Raw genomic sequence first — 14,199 nt, forward strand, 5'->3', positions numbered from 1 at the left:
CGCGAGAACTAGTCGGCGAGAACGTCGGCGAAGGAGAGCTCCAGCACGCGGGGGAGATCCTCCGGATTCATCTCAATGTCGAGGCCACGCTTGCCTCCGGAGAAAAAGATGGTGTCGAAGAGCAGCGCGGTCTCGTCAACGACAGTGGGCAGGACATGCTTGTGCCCCAACGGGGAGATACCGCCGGGGATGTAGCCGGAGGACTTGGAGGCGTCGGCAGGCGCGGCCATCGTGGCCTTGGATGCGCCGAAAGCGGCAGCAGCCTTCTTGAGGCTGAGCTGGTGAGTGACTGGAAGGACACAGACGGCGAGTTGGCGTTTAGGGCCTTTGCCAGCGCTCAGATCAATGACGAGGGTTTTGAAAATGCGCTCAGGGGCAACATCGAGGGCCGCAGCGGCTGCCTCACCGAAGTTTTCGCGACCGCCCTCAAAGGTGGAGACGTGGTGGTCAATACCTGCCTCTTCGAGGAGTTTGAGGGCGGGGGTAGCGGCACGCGGGGTCTTCTTGGACATATAAACCACCCTAGTCCGGAGCGCTAGGATGGTCGGTATGGCCACAGAAACGACGAGCGAGATGCTTCAGAAACAGCGGTTGTTTGAGGAGCAAGCCTTGCCCTTGCTGGACCAACTCTACGGTGGAGCGATGCGTCTGACGCGCAACCCGCAAGACGCGGAGGATTTGATCCAAGAGACCTACCTCAAGGCCTTTAGCAACTTCGATTCCTTCAAACAGGGCACGAACTTGAAGGCGTGGCTGTACCGCATCATGACGAATGCCTACATCAATTCTTACCGGAAGGCCAAGCGCCGCCCGGTGGAATCCTCAGCGGATGAGCTGAGTGACTTTCAGCTGTATACCACGTCCGGGCATGATTCCACGGGCCTGGAATCAGCGGAGGTCGAAGCACTCAAGCAGATGCCGGATTCGGAGATTTCCGAGGCCATGAATGACCTGCCGGAGGATTACCGCATGGTGGTGTACTACTCGGATGTGGTGGGTTTGGCCTATAAGGAAATCGCAGAAGTGATGGGCACCCCATTGGGGACGGTCATGAGCCGCCTCCACCGCGGAAGAAAATTGCTTCGCGCGGCGTTGAAGGACGTAGCACGAGAAAAAGGCATTGGTCGCAACCACCCAGAGATGGAGGAGAAGTAATGGAACGCGCAACAGGACGCAATTGCGGTGCGTGTAACTCTCCCGAGGTTGAAGCGCTCTTTCGGGAGCTGTTCGATGAATCAACCAGCTATGCGCGAGCACTGGAAATCCGCGAGCATCTCGCGCAGTGCGATGCCTGTCAACAGCGCGTCGAGAGTGAAGAAGTAATCCGAGCGCTCGTGCGCAAATGTTGCGGGGGGCAGGCTGCACCGCAGTCACTGCGCCAGCGCATTTGCGTGGAGATTACGCGGACTGAGATTACCTGGGGCTAGGGCCGCCGAGGCCAAATTAACGCTTAGATCAAGTTAGATAGGCCTCGGTGCAAAAGCAAAGGACTCGTTCCCGTCCTCGGAATGAGGAAGGAAACGAGCCCTAATTGATTGCTGACGTTATGCGTTAGGACGCTTGCCGTGGTTAGCGGACTTCTTACGGCGATCCTTGCGCTTACGGCCACGCTTGCTCATCGCGTACTCCTTCTGTTAAGGGTAAATGAACTTATTTAACTGTAGCGGCAGGGTATGCCGGGGTGTTAATCGGGGGGGTGCAGCTTTTGAGGACTCTTTAAGCAGAGACGCGGGCACGGCCGCGGCTGCGGTTGCGGCGCTTGATAGCGCGACGCTCCTCTTCAGAGAGGCCGCCCCACACGCCGGCATCCTGTCCGGACTCGAGGGCCCACTTGAGGCAGGAAGAAGCAACCGGGCAGCGGTTGCAGACCAGCTTGGCCTTAGCGATCTGGGTGAGTGCAGGGCCGGAATTACCGACAGGGAAGAAGAGCTCCGGGTCTTCGTCGCGGCAAACAGCTTCGTGGCGCCAATCCATGATTGAAATCTCCTAACTAATTTTTGACAGCAGTGAGTGAAAGCAGGCGCACCAAGGGCAGTCCACAGCCGTGAACTGTTCCGAGTGCTCCGGGGGTTTAAGTGAACTGGTCTGCGGTCAGTGGGGCCCTGTCTCGAGTTAGGGCCAGCGTCGCCGCCGCCATGGTTCACTTGCGGTTAACTTGGAGGTTTCTCCGAGTTAAGAACTGATTTAACAGCTCGTTGTTTTTGCTACCTGAGAATAATGACACGTTTACTCAATCTCCGCTAGGGGGAGAGGCTAAAAAGTGTCCAAAGTCACTAAATAAATTCCGTCAATTCACGCATTTGTTATGGATTGGGTCCTGTAAGAATCCTGTCAGTAATGCTTCAACCTGCGTTAATGGGGCAAATGGGGTGAGTGTGGTGACCTGGATCGCGTCAAATCCGGATTGCTCCCTCTGCCCCCGAAACGTGGAGGGCGGGAAGCTGAAGATGAGCATGGTGACGGTGTATGCGGAAAGGAGGATATCCGTGGGCGCGTGAAGCACTGGCGTGGAGTAGGCCTAAGCGTGGAACAGAGACGTAGACTAGATACCCGTGAATAAGAAGCAGAAACAGTCCTCGACCACGCCTGCCCGCACAGCCGGAGGCCGCGCCCCGGGGGCGGTGATAGCGGCTGCCGGCATCGCCGTGCTCCAGTCCATCGCAGTTATTATCTTCGGAATCTTCCTCGTTGTCCGTGAGCTAACGGGTGCTGAAAATGACTCTATGGTTTCCGATTCTGGGGCGGCGGGCTTCGTTGGCCTAGGTACGGCTATCTTCGTCTTCATCGTGTTCGGCTTTGTCATCGTCGCCTCGTGGGCCTTCGTTAAGGGCAAGCGCTGGGGCCGCGGAGCTATCGTGCTCGTGGAGTTTATTTTGGGTGCTATCGCCTTCCAGATGTTTAGCGGAGGCTCAGCAGCGCTCGGCGTCGTGACGCTGGCAAGTGCTGCGGTAGTGCTCTACCTGCTCATGATGCGACGCGAGGCGGCGCAATGGGCTGAAAGCCACTTCTAGGCGAGCTGCTTCTTGAACAACTAAGAAGTTAAGAGGCAGTGAGCGCCACGGCGGTGTTTCCACGCTGCTCGACGATGGCCGTGCCCGCAAGAGTCAGCGAAATCGGACCGGTATAGCCGTCACGGTCAACGGGAATGCTGCGCTCGGTCTTTCCAGTAGCCCAATCCACCACGTCGATCCCTTCCTCCGTGGGCACCAGTAGCCGCTCGCCGACGGCGATGCCGGTGCCGACTGCCTGCTCCAGAACGTGGTCCACTTTGAGTTCGGTTGGGGTAAAGAGATAAAGCCGCTCGCCGTCGAACCATGTCATGTGGTGGGGCAGATCAGCGACCGCAGGGGCGAAGGGGGAAGCAGAATTCGTGATGGACTTCGAAGGCTCCACGTCCGTGGAGGAGAGCCTTTCGCCCTCAAAGTTATAGGAGACGATACGTGGCGCATCGCCCGGCAGGAAGACAGCAGCGGCCTCCTGACCATAGGCAATGAGACGCGCGCCTGGGTTATTAATCTCGATATCCTTGGAGATCTCTGGCGTACGCGCATCCTCTGGCGTGGTGTTCTGGATACGCAGCCACGTGGAGTCTGGGAAATCCGGACAGGATTCGGTGACGGCCATCGTTTCGGTGCGGGTCAGCGCTGAGGTGATGGCGCAATCCTCGTGGGGTTGGAGGTTCGGTTCTTGCTTGGCTTCGACATCACCATATTCAACGGTGCGCACCAAGTCAGAGCGCCATAGTTCTATGCGCTCGGCGGAAACGGTCCCCACGCGGTCATTCGACACAATGGGGACCACCTGCTCGGAATTTCGGGCGCTGCGGGTATCGGAGTACTGGCCGGAGACCGCATCGATGGCTACTACATCGCCGCAGCCATTTCCCACGTCATAGGTGGCCACGATCTTGTTCCACGCCGTGCCGAGCGAACAGAGGTCGGCATCACGGCGCTCGTAGGTCCAGACTGTATCGCCGGAGGTATCCGAAGCGCGGAGGGTATCACCGTCATGGGTTATCAGTAGCCCCTTCGTGGATATCGCGCGGGACTGCCCCGGCACCACAGTGTTGGGGACGCTGAAGGTGTCAGTGAGGGAGTCGGGGACGGAATCGAGAGTCTGAGTCTCGGCATCAGACGCGGCATCGACAGCGGGAGTGAGCTCCGATTTGTGGATCGGTGCCGTGATCACAGCGCCGCCAATAGCAATGGCACAGACCGCGCTGATCGCGCCCACAGCAAGCCAGTCTGCTTTGGTGGAACGCAAGACGGGAGCCTTCTTCGCAGAGCTTGGCTTCTTCGCGGATTCCGGGCCATGCTCGGTGCTCATCGGCGTCCTCCTTTGCGGTGCTTGCGCGTGCGGGAACGGGTGCGGCGGGAGGCACGGGCAGATGCCGTGGAGGAACGTGGTGAGTCTCCACGCGGCGACTCCCCGCGTGAGTTTGAGCGCCGAGGTGCACCCAGCACTGTGGTGGGCGGGCCGACGGTGTCAGCAACCGCCTCTGGGATATCGAGGGCTTCCGCAAGCTCCGGGGAGGTGCTGAACCACTGCGGTGGCTCTGGCTGGCCCAAATCGAGCTCATCGTTGATGACTTGCCATTTGCTCAGCTCATCATAACCAACGAGGGTGACCGCTGTGCCCGTGTGCCCTGCGCGGCCAGTGCGTCCGATGCGATGGACAAATGTCATCGGGTCATCGGGCACCTGGTAGTTGATGACGTGGGTGACATCCTCAATGTCGATGCCGCGAGCGGCGACGTCCGTGGCCACGAGGATCTCCACGGTGCCTTCCCGGAAGGTATTAAGCGAGCGTTCGCGTGCTTTTTGGTCCAAATCACCGTGGACCGCGCCCACGCGAAAGCCGCGCTGTGCTAGCTCTTCCGCGACGGCGGCGGCTGAGCGTTTCGTACGCGTGAAAATGATGGTGCGCCCGCGGCCTTCTGCCTGCAGGGCCTTTCCCAAGACCGCGATCTTGTCCATACGGTGTGCTTGGAAGGTGACCTTGCGTGTGGAGGAATGGGTGTGCTGGGCGTCACCAGACTCGGCGCGGATGTGGACCGGCTTCTCCAGGAAGGTACGTGCCAAGGTCACGATGGGCCCGGGCATGGTGGCGGAAAAGAGCATGGTCTGGTGCGGGTTGCCGTGCAGGAGCGAGAGGATCTTCTCGATATCCGGCAAGAAGCCCAAGTCCAGCATCTCGTCGGCCTCATCCAGAACGAGAACGCTGACGTGGTCGAAGGAGAGATGCTTCTTTTGGCAGAGATCGAGCAGGCGGCCGGGGGTGCCGACGACGACGTCCGCACCCGATTCAATCTGTGTGATCTGCTCTTCGTAGGGGCGCCCGCCACACAGGGTGACCACGCTGAGCGGAAGGTTTGCGGCGGCGAGCTCCAGATCTCCGCTGACCTGGATGGCTAGCTCGCGCGTTGGTGCAATGACCAGTGCGCGGGGAGTGCCGTCGAGCTCCGGGATATCGGCGTCATCGAAAACGCGATCCAGCAGCGGGACACCGAAGCCATAGGTTTTGCCCATGCCGGTGCGCGCTTGACCGATGAGGTCCTGGCCATTCAAAGCGATGGGCAGCGTAAGCTCCTGGATGGCAAAGGTGCGCGTAATCCCGTTGTCAGCGAGGGCATCGCAGATCTCTACAGCGACGCCGAGTTCGGCAAAGGTAGGGGATTCGCGGGAATCGCGGGATGATTTCGGGGCAAGCACACCTTGATAGTAGAGGACGTGGCTATAGTGGGGCCATTAGAGCGCCGGGGCGCAGTTCTCACGGCACCGATTAAAGAACACGATTTAAGGGAGATGCACCACATGGATATCAAGTTTGGTTTTGCCGATACCGCCCGCGAGCTGGTTATTCACGCGGAGGGTGAGCGCGAAGAACTGACCCAGACCATCAACAACGCCTTGGCAGACAACTCCACCCTCGAATTGAAGGACACCAAGGGTCGCTCCTACATCGTGCGCACTGAGCGAGTCGTTTACGTAGAGATCGGCACTGCACGCGCGCACACCGTCGGATTTGCGGGCTAAGTACGCGCGCGCTGGCTCAGCGGGTAGCCTAAATGGCCATGGAGAATCCCGCGGATTTTAAGCAGCACCCACACCCCGTCTCAGCGGTGGAGCGCTTCGCTCGCGAGTACGGCTGGTGGCGTGTGGTGGCGATCCCCGTCATGGTCGTCATCACCGTGTGGGTGCTTGTTGATGTTTTCCGCTCGCCCGCCCAGGAGGCGGATGTGACGGCGGCGAGGGAGACGTCGGCAAGCAGCACAGCCGCATCCGTCTCCTCGCGTAAGGGGCCGGATCCTGCCAATGCCAGCGCGGTGGCTGCCGCCAAGGATGGTTTGCCCGCTGGCGGTGACTTCACCGAACAAGGTGAGGAAACCTACCGCGATGCAGGGCCGTCCACCATGCACGCGGGCAAGGGCGGGAAGCAAACCATCCGCTTTTCCGTCGAAATTGAAAACGGCATCGATACTTCCGCATATGGCGGGGACGGTGCTGTCGTTGCGCTTGTCGACGCCACCCTGGCCGACCCTCGCGGGTGGACGGCCAACGGCGATTTTGAATTCATCCACGTCAAAGCCGATGACAACCCCGATACGCACATCCGCCTGACATCATTGGGAACCACGGCGAAGTTGTGTGGCGCACAGTTGGAATCAGAAACCTCCTGTCACACGACCATTACGGGGGAATCCGCGGTCAACCTCAACGAATCCCGCTGGGTGCGTGGCGCGAAGCCTTTTGAGGGGGATTTGGGCAATTACCGCCAGTACCTGATTAACCATGAGTTTGGCCACGCTATCGGTTTTGCGGCGCATCAGGCCTGCGGCGGGGACGGTAAACTCGCGCCGGTCATGATGCAACAGACGCTGAGCTTGAACAACGCCCAGCTTTTTGAGAAGGAACCCAACGAGGTTTATCCGGACGAGGATGTCACGTGTGAGCCGAACCCGTGGCCCTACCCGAACCCGGCTAATTCTGATCACGCTAAGCCCGAGTAGGTCGCCCACAATTTAAGGATTGTTTCCCCATGCCATTGCCACCTGAGCCCGTTCTTGCCGCTTTCAACGCCGAATTTCACCCGCGCCGAACACAGGGTGAGCTCGTGGGCCCTGCGTGGGATAACGGGATCCGCGTGGGCGATATTGTCTTCGCCGAGGCTCGGCCGTGGACTGGCTGGTCCGCCAAGGTACGCGAGAAACTCAGCCTGCCGGGGGCACGTATTGCCCGGCCAGTGCTGACTGCGGATGGTCGCTACACTGCTGCCGGATGGAAGGCCACGCAATTCGTGGAGGGGCAGTTGCGGGGGCGCATCGATGAGACGGTGCAGATGGCGCTGTGCCTTGATGAAGCGCTCGAGTTGGCGCCGTTGCCGACGGTGGACCGGCGCGATGATGTGTTCGCACGGGCAGAACGGGCTGCTTGGGAGGAGAGCGGCGAGGCCTATTCCGATGCTGAGCTTGCGCAGCTCCCACTTGTTACCGCCCACATGGACGTGCTGGGTACCACGGTTTTCTCTGGGGCGAACCCGCCGGCGTTGACTGATATCGTTCCTTCCGCGGCACCGCGCCCGGTCGGCTGGTCCGCCGCGCTGGTCATGGTGGATGGCCTCATCGCGGGCGTAGTGGATGATGATATTTGTGCCCGCTTTGCGTCGGTTCCCGGCATACAGCAGCTGCTTTTACGTGCGGTGGCGTATCGCCGTTATGTCAATACCCTGCACCCGCGCTCCAAAGCGACCGTGCGTTCGAATATTGAGCGGGTGGAAGAGGCCCTCGTGTCCGCAGCATCTGACACACTATAGGGCGTGAAGTACAGCAGCGAATCCCCCACACGTACCGGTGTCACGCTTCCTCCCTCACCGGAAGTCCGCCTCATTCCCCGAAGCCGCCGCGCCACCTCGCGCGAGTGGGATGTTCCTTTGCCGCAGCAAGGTACCTGGCGGGTGCTTGGAGCGGCGGGGTCAGGGGTGTCGAGCCTGCTGATCGACGTTGTCTTGGCTCAGCTCAATGTTGGAGCCGATGCCTCCGGCATCCTCGTCGTCGCCCCATCCAAGGAATCCGGCTCGTTGCTGCGCCGGGAGTTAGCAGAGAACCTCGATGACTACGCCGCACAGACTTCGATGGTGCGCTCGGTGCACTCATTGGCTTTTGCGCTTCTGCGCCAAAGCAGCGAGGAGGAGCTGCGCCTTATCACCGGTGCGGAACAGGATGCAGTGATCCGTGAGCTGTTGCAGGGCCATGCGGCCGATCGCCGGGGCGTGTGGCCAGAGGAGATGCGTCCGGCCCTGGAGTATGTGGGCTTTGCACGCCAATTGCGTGATTTGTTGCTGCGCGCCATCGAACGTGGTCTGGGCCCGACAGATCTGGAAGAGCTGGGGCAACGCTACGGCCGGCCCATGTGGGTGGCTGCCGGAGACTTCCTGCGCGAATATGAGCGCACTCAGGCGCTGGCGGGTTCGCATTCCTATTCCGCTGCGGAGCTGGTCAGCCAGGTGCTTTTGCGCCCGGAGCTGGTGCGCGAGCACCCGTGGCACACCATCGTGGTCGATGACGCGCAGTTGCTGGACCCGACCTCCGGCCAGCTGATCGCGGAGCTGGCGAAAACCGCACGCCTAACCGTGATTGGCGGTGACCCCGACCAAGCGGTCTTTGCCTTCCGCGGTGCTAATTCGGAATTCCTCACCACCTGGAAGGCAGAGAACGAACTTCGGCTGAGTTCTACGCACCGCAGGCCGTCCCCGGCATGCGTGAGCGTCGTGGATTCCCGTGGCACCTTGCGTGATGTTTTGGCCAATACGGTTCGCCGCCGGCACTTAGAAGACGGCGTGGACTGGCGTGATATCGCAGTGATCGTGCGCTCCACCGGGGATATTGGACCTGCCCGTCGCACGCTGCTGTCTGCTGGCGTGCCGGTGCACATCAACCCCACGGATGTGGTGCTCGCTGAGCAGCGTTTGGTCAAAGCGGTGCTCCTGGCTCTGCGTGCTCTGGAGAATGAGCTTGAGCCCGTGGAGCTCGAGGACCTGATTACCGGTCCCGTCGGCGGCGCTGATCCGGTGACGCTGCGGAGGCTCATCCGCGGCCTGCGCCGCTGGAAACCAGAGCAGCGTGGAATGAATACGCTGCGAGAGTTGCTGGACGGTGAGCTGCCGGACTTCAATAACCTCCTCACCGAGCGGGAGGAAGCGATTCTGGCGCGTATTCGCGGGGTGCTGTCTGCCGGGCGTACGGCCTTGCAGGAAGGCGCTGCTGTTGAGGAAGTCCTGTGGGAGGTGTGGCAAGCCACCGGTTTGGATACACGCCTGCAGGCAGCAGCCCTGCGCGGCGGCGCCGCGGGTTCGCAGGCGGACCGCGACTTGGATGCGATGATGGCCCTGTTCGACGCTGCCGGCGATTACGCCGAGCGCCGTCCGGCGGCATCGTTGGAGTCCTTCATTCTGTACATCACGGAGCAAGAACTGCCCACCGGCGTGCGGGATCGCCGCTCGGCCTTGCCCAATGCGGTAGAAATTCTCACCGCGCATGGCGCAGTGGGGCGCGAGTGGGACACCGTCATCGTGGCAGGCGTTCAGGAAGGAACGTGGCCCTCGGTAGGGGAGACCGGCTCTCTTTTTGGGCAAGAAGACCTCATCGATCTGCTGGATCGCGGCATCACTCCCGGCACGCCCGTCAGCCACGTGTCGGGGCGCTTGGCGGAGGAGCGCCGTCTCTTCCACGTGGCCACCACCCGTCATCGGCACCGCCTGCTCATCGTGGCGGTCGATTCGCCGGAGGGCGATGTCGTGGAAGAGCCCTCCCGCTTCATCGACGAATTCCTTTCCGCTCGCGGCGTCGATGTTCCCGGGGCACAAGCGCGCCGGGAGGCAGGAAAGCGCCTCGCACGCCAGGCCTGGCCGCGTGAACTGGGCCTTGAGGTCCCAGAGCCGAGCCCGGTCACGCTGCATAGTGGTGCGAGTGCTGATGAGGACATAGATCCCCTCGATGTCTCGGTGCTCTCGGTGCCCGCCTTCGTGGCACAGCTGCGCCGCTGTGCCACTGATCCGGAGGCAGGTGAGGCCGAGCGCTCCCAAGCTGTACGGCAGTTGGCACGGTTGGCGGAGGCTGGGGTCCCGGGGGCGCATCCGGATCAGTGGTGGGCCGCGCGTGACGTGGCCTCGGAACTGCCGCTGCGGGGTTCAGACACCGTGTCGCCGTCCCGGGTCGACGCCCTGCTGTCCTGCCCGCTCAATGCGGTGCTGGGGCAGCTCGTGGAGGATGATTCTGCGAACATCAACCTGCTACGGGGTAATTTAGCGCATGCTTTCTTGGAAGCGCTGGGTCGTGGCGCTTCCACCGAGCCTGCGAAGCGTCTGGTGCTCGATGCTTTCGATTCGCTTCTGGAGGGCCCAGCATGGCACCGGGAGGCCTCGCTCGCGGACTTTGAGCGCCTCATCGACCGCACCCATAGTTGGGTGCTCTCGAGCTCGACGTCACTTGAACCCGTTGGCGTTGAGGTCCCCGTCACCGTGGACATCGGCCCCGACGTCACCATTCGCGGTTTCATTGACCGGCTGGCGAAGGCCGGCGAGGATTACGTGGTGGTGGATCTCAAGACGGGGACAAAAGTCCCGTCCGCGGACAGTGCGCAGAACAATACTCAGCTCATGACGTATCAGTTGGCGTTGGCGCACGGTGAGCTCGTCACAGCACCCGTAGAACCTGGCGGCGAGTCCCAGGCTGTGTCTATCCGGACCGGTGATGGCCTGCCGCGTGGTGGCGGTGTGCTGGTATACCCGCGATCCACTACTGCCTCCGTGTCCACCCGGGAACAAGCCACCAAGCCCCCGGAGGAACTCGAAGAATTTGCGCAGGCACTGCCCTCTCTCGTGGCTGAGCTGCGTGGACCAGACCTGACCGCGCGTGAAAACGCCGATTGTGATCGCTGCCCGATTCGCTCTATTTGCCCCGTCATGAATGAAGGAGGTCTGGTGACCGATGCCTAAGAATCCCGCTCACCACTTCAGCCCTGAGCAACTGGCTACCGCGCTGGGTAAACCTTTTCCGCCTACTCAGGAACAGGCGGCGGTCATCGATGGCCCGCTCGGGCCCAAACTCGTCGTGGCCGGCGCCGGCGCCGGTAAGACGGAGACGATGGCCTCGCGAGTTGTATCGCTCGTGGCCAATGGGCTTGTGCGGCCCGAGCAGGTCCTTGGCCTGACCTTTACCCGCAAGGCAGCCCAGCAGCTAGAGCAACGCATTCGTCGCCAGCTGCTGACCCTGCGCTCCTCCGGAATCCTTGCCCCAGGCAGCCCAGCGGCAGAAGCGGTGGAGAATATCGCGCCGAATGTGTCCACCTATGACTCTTATGCGGGTGACCTCGTGCGTGAGTATGGCCTGCTCATGCCAGTGGAACCGAATGCCCGCATCATCACCGAGGCGGAACGCTATGCCATTGCCCACGAGGTAGTCAGCAACTACACGGGTTCGTTGAGCACCGATAGCGCGGTGGCCACGGTGACCGCTACCTTGCTCAAGCTCGCGGAAACGATGGACGGGGAGCTCAAAGATCCGCAGGATCTATATGAGCACGAGGATATCTTCCGAAAGACCGCGGAGGATCTAGAAAAGAGCAAGCGGACTAAAGGCGAGTTCGGCAAGGATTTGCAGAAATACTTGGATACCCAGCGCCTGCGTCTGGAGTACCTGCCCTTGGTGGAAGCTCTCAAAAAAGAGCAGTCGGAGCGCGGGGTCATCACCTTCGGTGAGCAGATGTCCATCGCCGCCACCCTGGCCAAGAACTTCCCGCTCTTAGGCGAGCAACAAAGCGCGCGCTACCGCGTCATCATGTTGGATGAGTACCAGGACACCTCCCACGCGCAGCGCATCTTGCTGCGCTCGCTTTTCGGCGGCGAGCGTGAGGGTCTATCTGTTACTGCGGTGGGTGATCCCATGCAGTCCATCTATGGCTGGCGTGGTGCTACGGCAGAAAACTTGGAGGCCTTCGTCACGGACTTTCCACAGCCGGACGGCACCCCGGCGCCGAAGGATCAGCTCACTACCTCTTGGCGTAATCCCTCGACGGTACTCAGCTTGGCTAATGACGTGGCGTCGAAGCTCTTCTCCTTAAGCCCTGGCGAGCGCCCAGTGGATGAGCTGTCGCCTAAGCCCACCGCACCGGCCGGCAAGGTAGAGCTGGGTTACTTCGCTTCGGAGGATGAGGAGCGCGCGTTCATCGCTGAGCACCTCCGCCGGCTCTATGAGTCCACGCCGGAAGGCGAGGATTTCAGTGCCGCCGTTCTCGTGCGCACCAATAGACAATCGCCGTTGATCGCCGCTGCTTTGGACGAGGTCGGCGTACCCAACGAGATCTTTGGCCTCGGTGGACTTCTCTGGCAGCCGGAGATCCAAGATCTCGTGGCGGTTGCCACGCTTTTGGTGCGGCCACAGGACACCGCTGCGGCGCTGCGCGTGCTTACTGGGCCGATGTGTGGCCTGGGTATCGCCGACATTCAAGCGCTGCATTCGCGTCAGCGCAACCTTGCAGGTGCCACCGAGGGACGCACGCGGTGGAACGGCGGTGATCCATTGGATCATCTGGCCACACAGGTCGAGGAGATTACCGCGGAGGGGCCGGACCAGGTGCTGGGGCTTGCCGACGCCCTCGCAGACCTCGGCGAGCGCGATCGCTACAGTGCAGAAGGTTTGGAGCGCATGGAAGAGGTCTCCTCTAAGCTGCGCTACCTCCGTACGTATTCCCTGGGTAAGACTCTCAACGACATCGTGGCCGATATTGAGCTGCTTTTTGGTCTGCGCACCGAAGTCCTTGCCTCCGGCAAGCCGGGCAGAGCAACGCACCTTGACGCCTTCGCCGACTTTGTCGCGGGCTTCCACGGTGATGGCTTGGCCGGCCTCTTGGACTATCTTGAGTTGGCCAAGGAGAAAGAAGACGGGCTCGAGCTGGGAGAGGTCCCGCTTGTGCGCAACCGCGTGCAGATCATGACGGTGCACAAGGCCAAGGGCTTGGAATGGGAACACGTCTGCGTGGTACATGCGGATTCCTCGAGCTATAAGGCGCAGGCGGAGACCTTCTTGACCAAGATTGAAAAGGCCCCGGGCGATGAGGACGTCATCGATGTCCCCGAGGACGCGGTGACGCGTTCCGATTTCGATAAGGCGTGCACGGCTTTTAAGGAACAAAACCGCGAGTTCCAAGCAGAGGAAGCAGCCCGTCTGTTCTACGTGGCGATGACCCGCACCGAGTCCACCCTGACGGTGACTGGCTCCGGAACCAATAGGTTGAAGGGAAAAAGCAAGAAGGGCCCCTATTCCTACCTGCAGTTGTTGGCGGATAAGCACCCAGAATTGGTCGGGCATTGGGATATCCCCGAAACCCCTGTGGAAGAGGAAGAAGGTAGTGCTTTACAGGCTTCCTTCCCTTCGCTGAGCCCGCAGCCGGAAGCACTGAACGCCGCAGAGGCGGTGCGAGCGGCGATGGAGGACCTCCCCCCGCTGCGTGATGGTGAAGTTTTCGGTCTCTGGGAACAAGAGGCGAGCGCGCTCATTGAAGAGCACAAAGCGCTGCAGGCCCCGGTGGTCGATGTAGAACTACCCGGCGAGCTGACGGCCTCTGACATGGTGGCCATGTCGGCAGACCCCACCCAATTCGCACGCCGCCAGCGCCGCCCCATCCCCTTCAAACCTAATTCCTACGCCAAGCGCGGCACTGCTTTCCACGCGTGGCTGGAGGATCGTTTCGGCGCGCCTGCCTTGCTAGGGGAGGACGAGCTTCCCGGCTCGCACGATGAGCCGGACCACGACTTGGAATCCCTCAAGGAGTCTTTCCTGGCCTCCGAGTGGGCGCAGCGCACGCCGGCTTTCGTCGAGGCGCCCTTCGAGATCACCATCGGGGATTCCGTCGTCCGCGGCCGCATGGACGCGGTATTCCAGCAGCCGGATGGCTCCTGGCTCATCGTGGATTGGAAGACTGGCCGCCGCCCGCAGGGCGCCGCGTTGGCCTCAGCGCAGATTCAGCTCGCCGTCTACGCAGAAGCTTGGCGGCGCATCCACGGTGTGGACACCGTCCGCGCGGCGTTCTACTACGTGTATGAGAACTATCTTTTGGAGCCGGATGACTTGCCTGCCGGAGCACGGTTGGCTGAGCTTTTAAGCTCTGCAGTTTCCACGCCACCAGGGTTGAGTCTAAGGTAGTC

The 14,199-nt window shown here is 61.2% G+C and carries 13 protein-coding genes; 8 read left to right on the forward strand and 5 right to left on the reverse strand.

All coding sequences use genetic code 11. From position 1 onward, the window contains the following. Nucleotides 1-8 precede the first annotated feature (8 nt). Entirely contained in the window at nucleotides 9-512 is a 504-nt protein-coding gene (ybaK, locus tag CAURI_RS03645; RefSeq protein WP_010189173.1) for a Cys-tRNA(Pro) deacylase, read from the reverse strand. A gap of 37 nt (nucleotides 513-549) precedes the next feature. Here ybaK and CAURI_RS03650 point away from each other — a divergent pair, with 37 nt between their 5' ends. Together CAURI_RS03650 and rsrA are read left to right on the forward strand one after the other, a co-directional pair. Then, nucleotides 550-1,155 carry a sigma-70 family RNA polymerase sigma factor gene (locus tag CAURI_RS03650; protein WP_010189171.1) on the forward strand — a complete coding sequence of 202 codons (606 nt, stop codon included), beginning with the start codon at nucleotides 550-552 and terminating at the stop codon, nucleotides 1,153-1,155. After that, nucleotides 1,155-1,427 carry a mycothiol system anti-sigma-R factor gene (gene rsrA / locus CAURI_RS03655; RefSeq protein WP_010189169.1) on the forward strand — a complete coding sequence of 91 codons (273 nt, stop codon included), beginning with the start codon at nucleotides 1,155-1,157 and terminating at the stop codon, nucleotides 1,425-1,427. The genes CAURI_RS03650 and rsrA overlap by 1 nt, the downstream gene beginning before the upstream one ends. A 117-nt stretch (nucleotides 1,428-1,544) precedes the next feature. On the opposite strand, the gene CAURI_RS14260 is transcribed toward rsrA, so the two are convergent. Beyond that, entirely contained in the window at nucleotides 1,545-1,619 is a 75-nt protein-coding gene (locus tag CAURI_RS14260; RefSeq protein ID WP_012714902.1) for a 50S ribosomal protein bL37, read from the reverse strand. A 97-nt stretch (nucleotides 1,620-1,716) separates the two neighbouring features. Beyond that, entirely contained in the window at nucleotides 1,717-1,974 is a 258-nt protein-coding gene (locus CAURI_RS03660; RefSeq protein WP_010189168.1) for a WhiB family transcriptional regulator, read from the reverse strand. A gap of 578 nt (nucleotides 1,975-2,552) precedes the next feature. On the opposite strand from CAURI_RS03660, the gene CAURI_RS03665 reads away from it, so the two are divergent. Beyond that, a complete protein-coding gene (locus CAURI_RS03665) occupies nucleotides 2,553-3,011 on the forward strand; it encodes a hypothetical protein (protein WP_010189164.1) in 459 nt (152 codons plus the stop codon). A 28-nt stretch (nucleotides 3,012-3,039) separates the two neighbouring features. Here the strand turns inward: CAURI_RS03665 and CAURI_RS03670 are convergent, their stop codons facing one another. Together CAURI_RS03670 and CAURI_RS03675 are read right to left on the reverse strand one after the other, a co-directional pair. Continuing rightward, nucleotides 3,040-4,326: an Rv3212 family protein gene (locus CAURI_RS03670; protein WP_010189163.1), complete on the reverse strand. Its 1,287-nt coding sequence runs from the start codon at nucleotides 4,324-4,326 to the stop codon at nucleotides 3,040-3,042. Further along, complete coding sequence (locus CAURI_RS03675; protein ID WP_010189161.1) at nucleotides 4,323-5,711, reverse strand: DEAD/DEAH box helicase; 1,389 nt, start codon at nucleotides 5,709-5,711, stop codon at nucleotides 4,323-4,325. The genes CAURI_RS03670 and CAURI_RS03675 overlap by 4 nt, the downstream gene beginning before the upstream one ends. 102 nt (nucleotides 5,712-5,813) lie before the next feature. On the opposite strand from CAURI_RS03675, the gene CAURI_RS03680 reads away from it, so the two are divergent. Genes CAURI_RS03680 through CAURI_RS03700 form a run of 5 tightly spaced genes read left to right on the forward strand, consistent with a single transcriptional unit; the run spans nucleotide 5,814 to nucleotide 14,197 of the window. Further along, on the forward strand, nucleotides 5,814-6,035 hold the full coding sequence (locus CAURI_RS03680) for a DUF3107 domain-containing protein (RefSeq protein ID WP_012714903.1): 222 nt from the start codon (nucleotides 5,814-5,816) through the stop codon (nucleotides 6,033-6,035). A 32-nt stretch (nucleotides 6,036-6,067) separates the two neighbouring features. Next, a complete protein-coding gene (locus CAURI_RS03685; protein ID WP_010189157.1) occupies nucleotides 6,068-7,009 on the forward strand; it encodes a DUF3152 domain-containing protein in 942 nt (313 codons plus the stop codon). Nucleotides 7,010-7,038: 29 nt separating this feature from the next. After that, on the forward strand, nucleotides 7,039-7,812 hold the full coding sequence (locus CAURI_RS03690; RefSeq protein ID WP_010189155.1) for a hypothetical protein: 774 nt from the start codon (nucleotides 7,039-7,041) through the stop codon (nucleotides 7,810-7,812). 3 nt (nucleotides 7,813-7,815) lie between these two features. Beyond that, on the forward strand, nucleotides 7,816-10,992 hold the full coding sequence (locus CAURI_RS03695; protein WP_276324766.1) for an ATP-dependent DNA helicase: 3,177 nt from the start codon (nucleotides 7,816-7,818) through the stop codon (nucleotides 10,990-10,992). Continuing rightward, the gene (locus tag CAURI_RS03700; RefSeq protein WP_010189151.1) at nucleotides 10,985-14,197 is read left to right on the forward strand and encodes an ATP-dependent helicase; all 3,213 of its coding nucleotides are present in this window, start codon (nucleotides 10,985-10,987) and stop codon (nucleotides 14,195-14,197) included. The genes CAURI_RS03695 and CAURI_RS03700 overlap by 8 nt, the downstream gene beginning before the upstream one ends. The last annotated feature ends 2 nt before the right edge of the window (nucleotides 14,198-14,199 follow it).

This window comes from Corynebacterium aurimucosum ATCC 700975 (genome assembly GCF_000022905.1).
GTDB classification, from domain to species: Bacteria; Actinomycetota; Actinomycetes; order Mycobacteriales; family Mycobacteriaceae; genus Corynebacterium; species Corynebacterium aurimucosum_F.

Excerpts from the sequence above, each read along its gene's own strand:
- ybaK (WP_010189173.1), bottom strand. The coding sequence starts at position 512 with ATGTCCAAGAAGACCCCGCGTGCCGCTACCCCCGCCCTCAAACTCCTC.
- CAURI_RS03650 (WP_010189171.1), top strand. The coding sequence starts at position 550 with ATGGCCACAGAAACGACGAGCGAGATGCTTCAGAAACAGCGGTTGTTT.
- rsrA (WP_010189169.1), top strand. The coding sequence starts at position 1,155 with ATGGAACGCGCAACAGGACGCAATTGCGGTGCGTGTAACTCTCCCGAG.
- CAURI_RS03660 (WP_010189168.1), bottom strand. The coding sequence starts at position 1,974 with ATGGATTGGCGCCACGAAGCTGTTTGCCGCGACGAAGACCCGGAGCTC.
- CAURI_RS03670 (WP_010189163.1), bottom strand. The coding sequence starts at position 4,326 with ATGAGCACCGAGCATGGCCCGGAATCCGCGAAGAAGCCAAGCTCTGCG.
- CAURI_RS03680 (WP_012714903.1), top strand. The coding sequence starts at position 5,814 with ATGGATATCAAGTTTGGTTTTGCCGATACCGCCCGCGAGCTGGTTATT.
- CAURI_RS03685 (WP_010189157.1), top strand. The coding sequence starts at position 6,068 with ATGGCCATGGAGAATCCCGCGGATTTTAAGCAGCACCCACACCCCGTC.
- CAURI_RS03690 (WP_010189155.1), top strand. The coding sequence starts at position 7,039 with ATGCCATTGCCACCTGAGCCCGTTCTTGCCGCTTTCAACGCCGAATTT.
- CAURI_RS03700 (WP_010189151.1), top strand. The coding sequence starts at position 10,985 with ATGCCTAAGAATCCCGCTCACCACTTCAGCCCTGAGCAACTGGCTACC.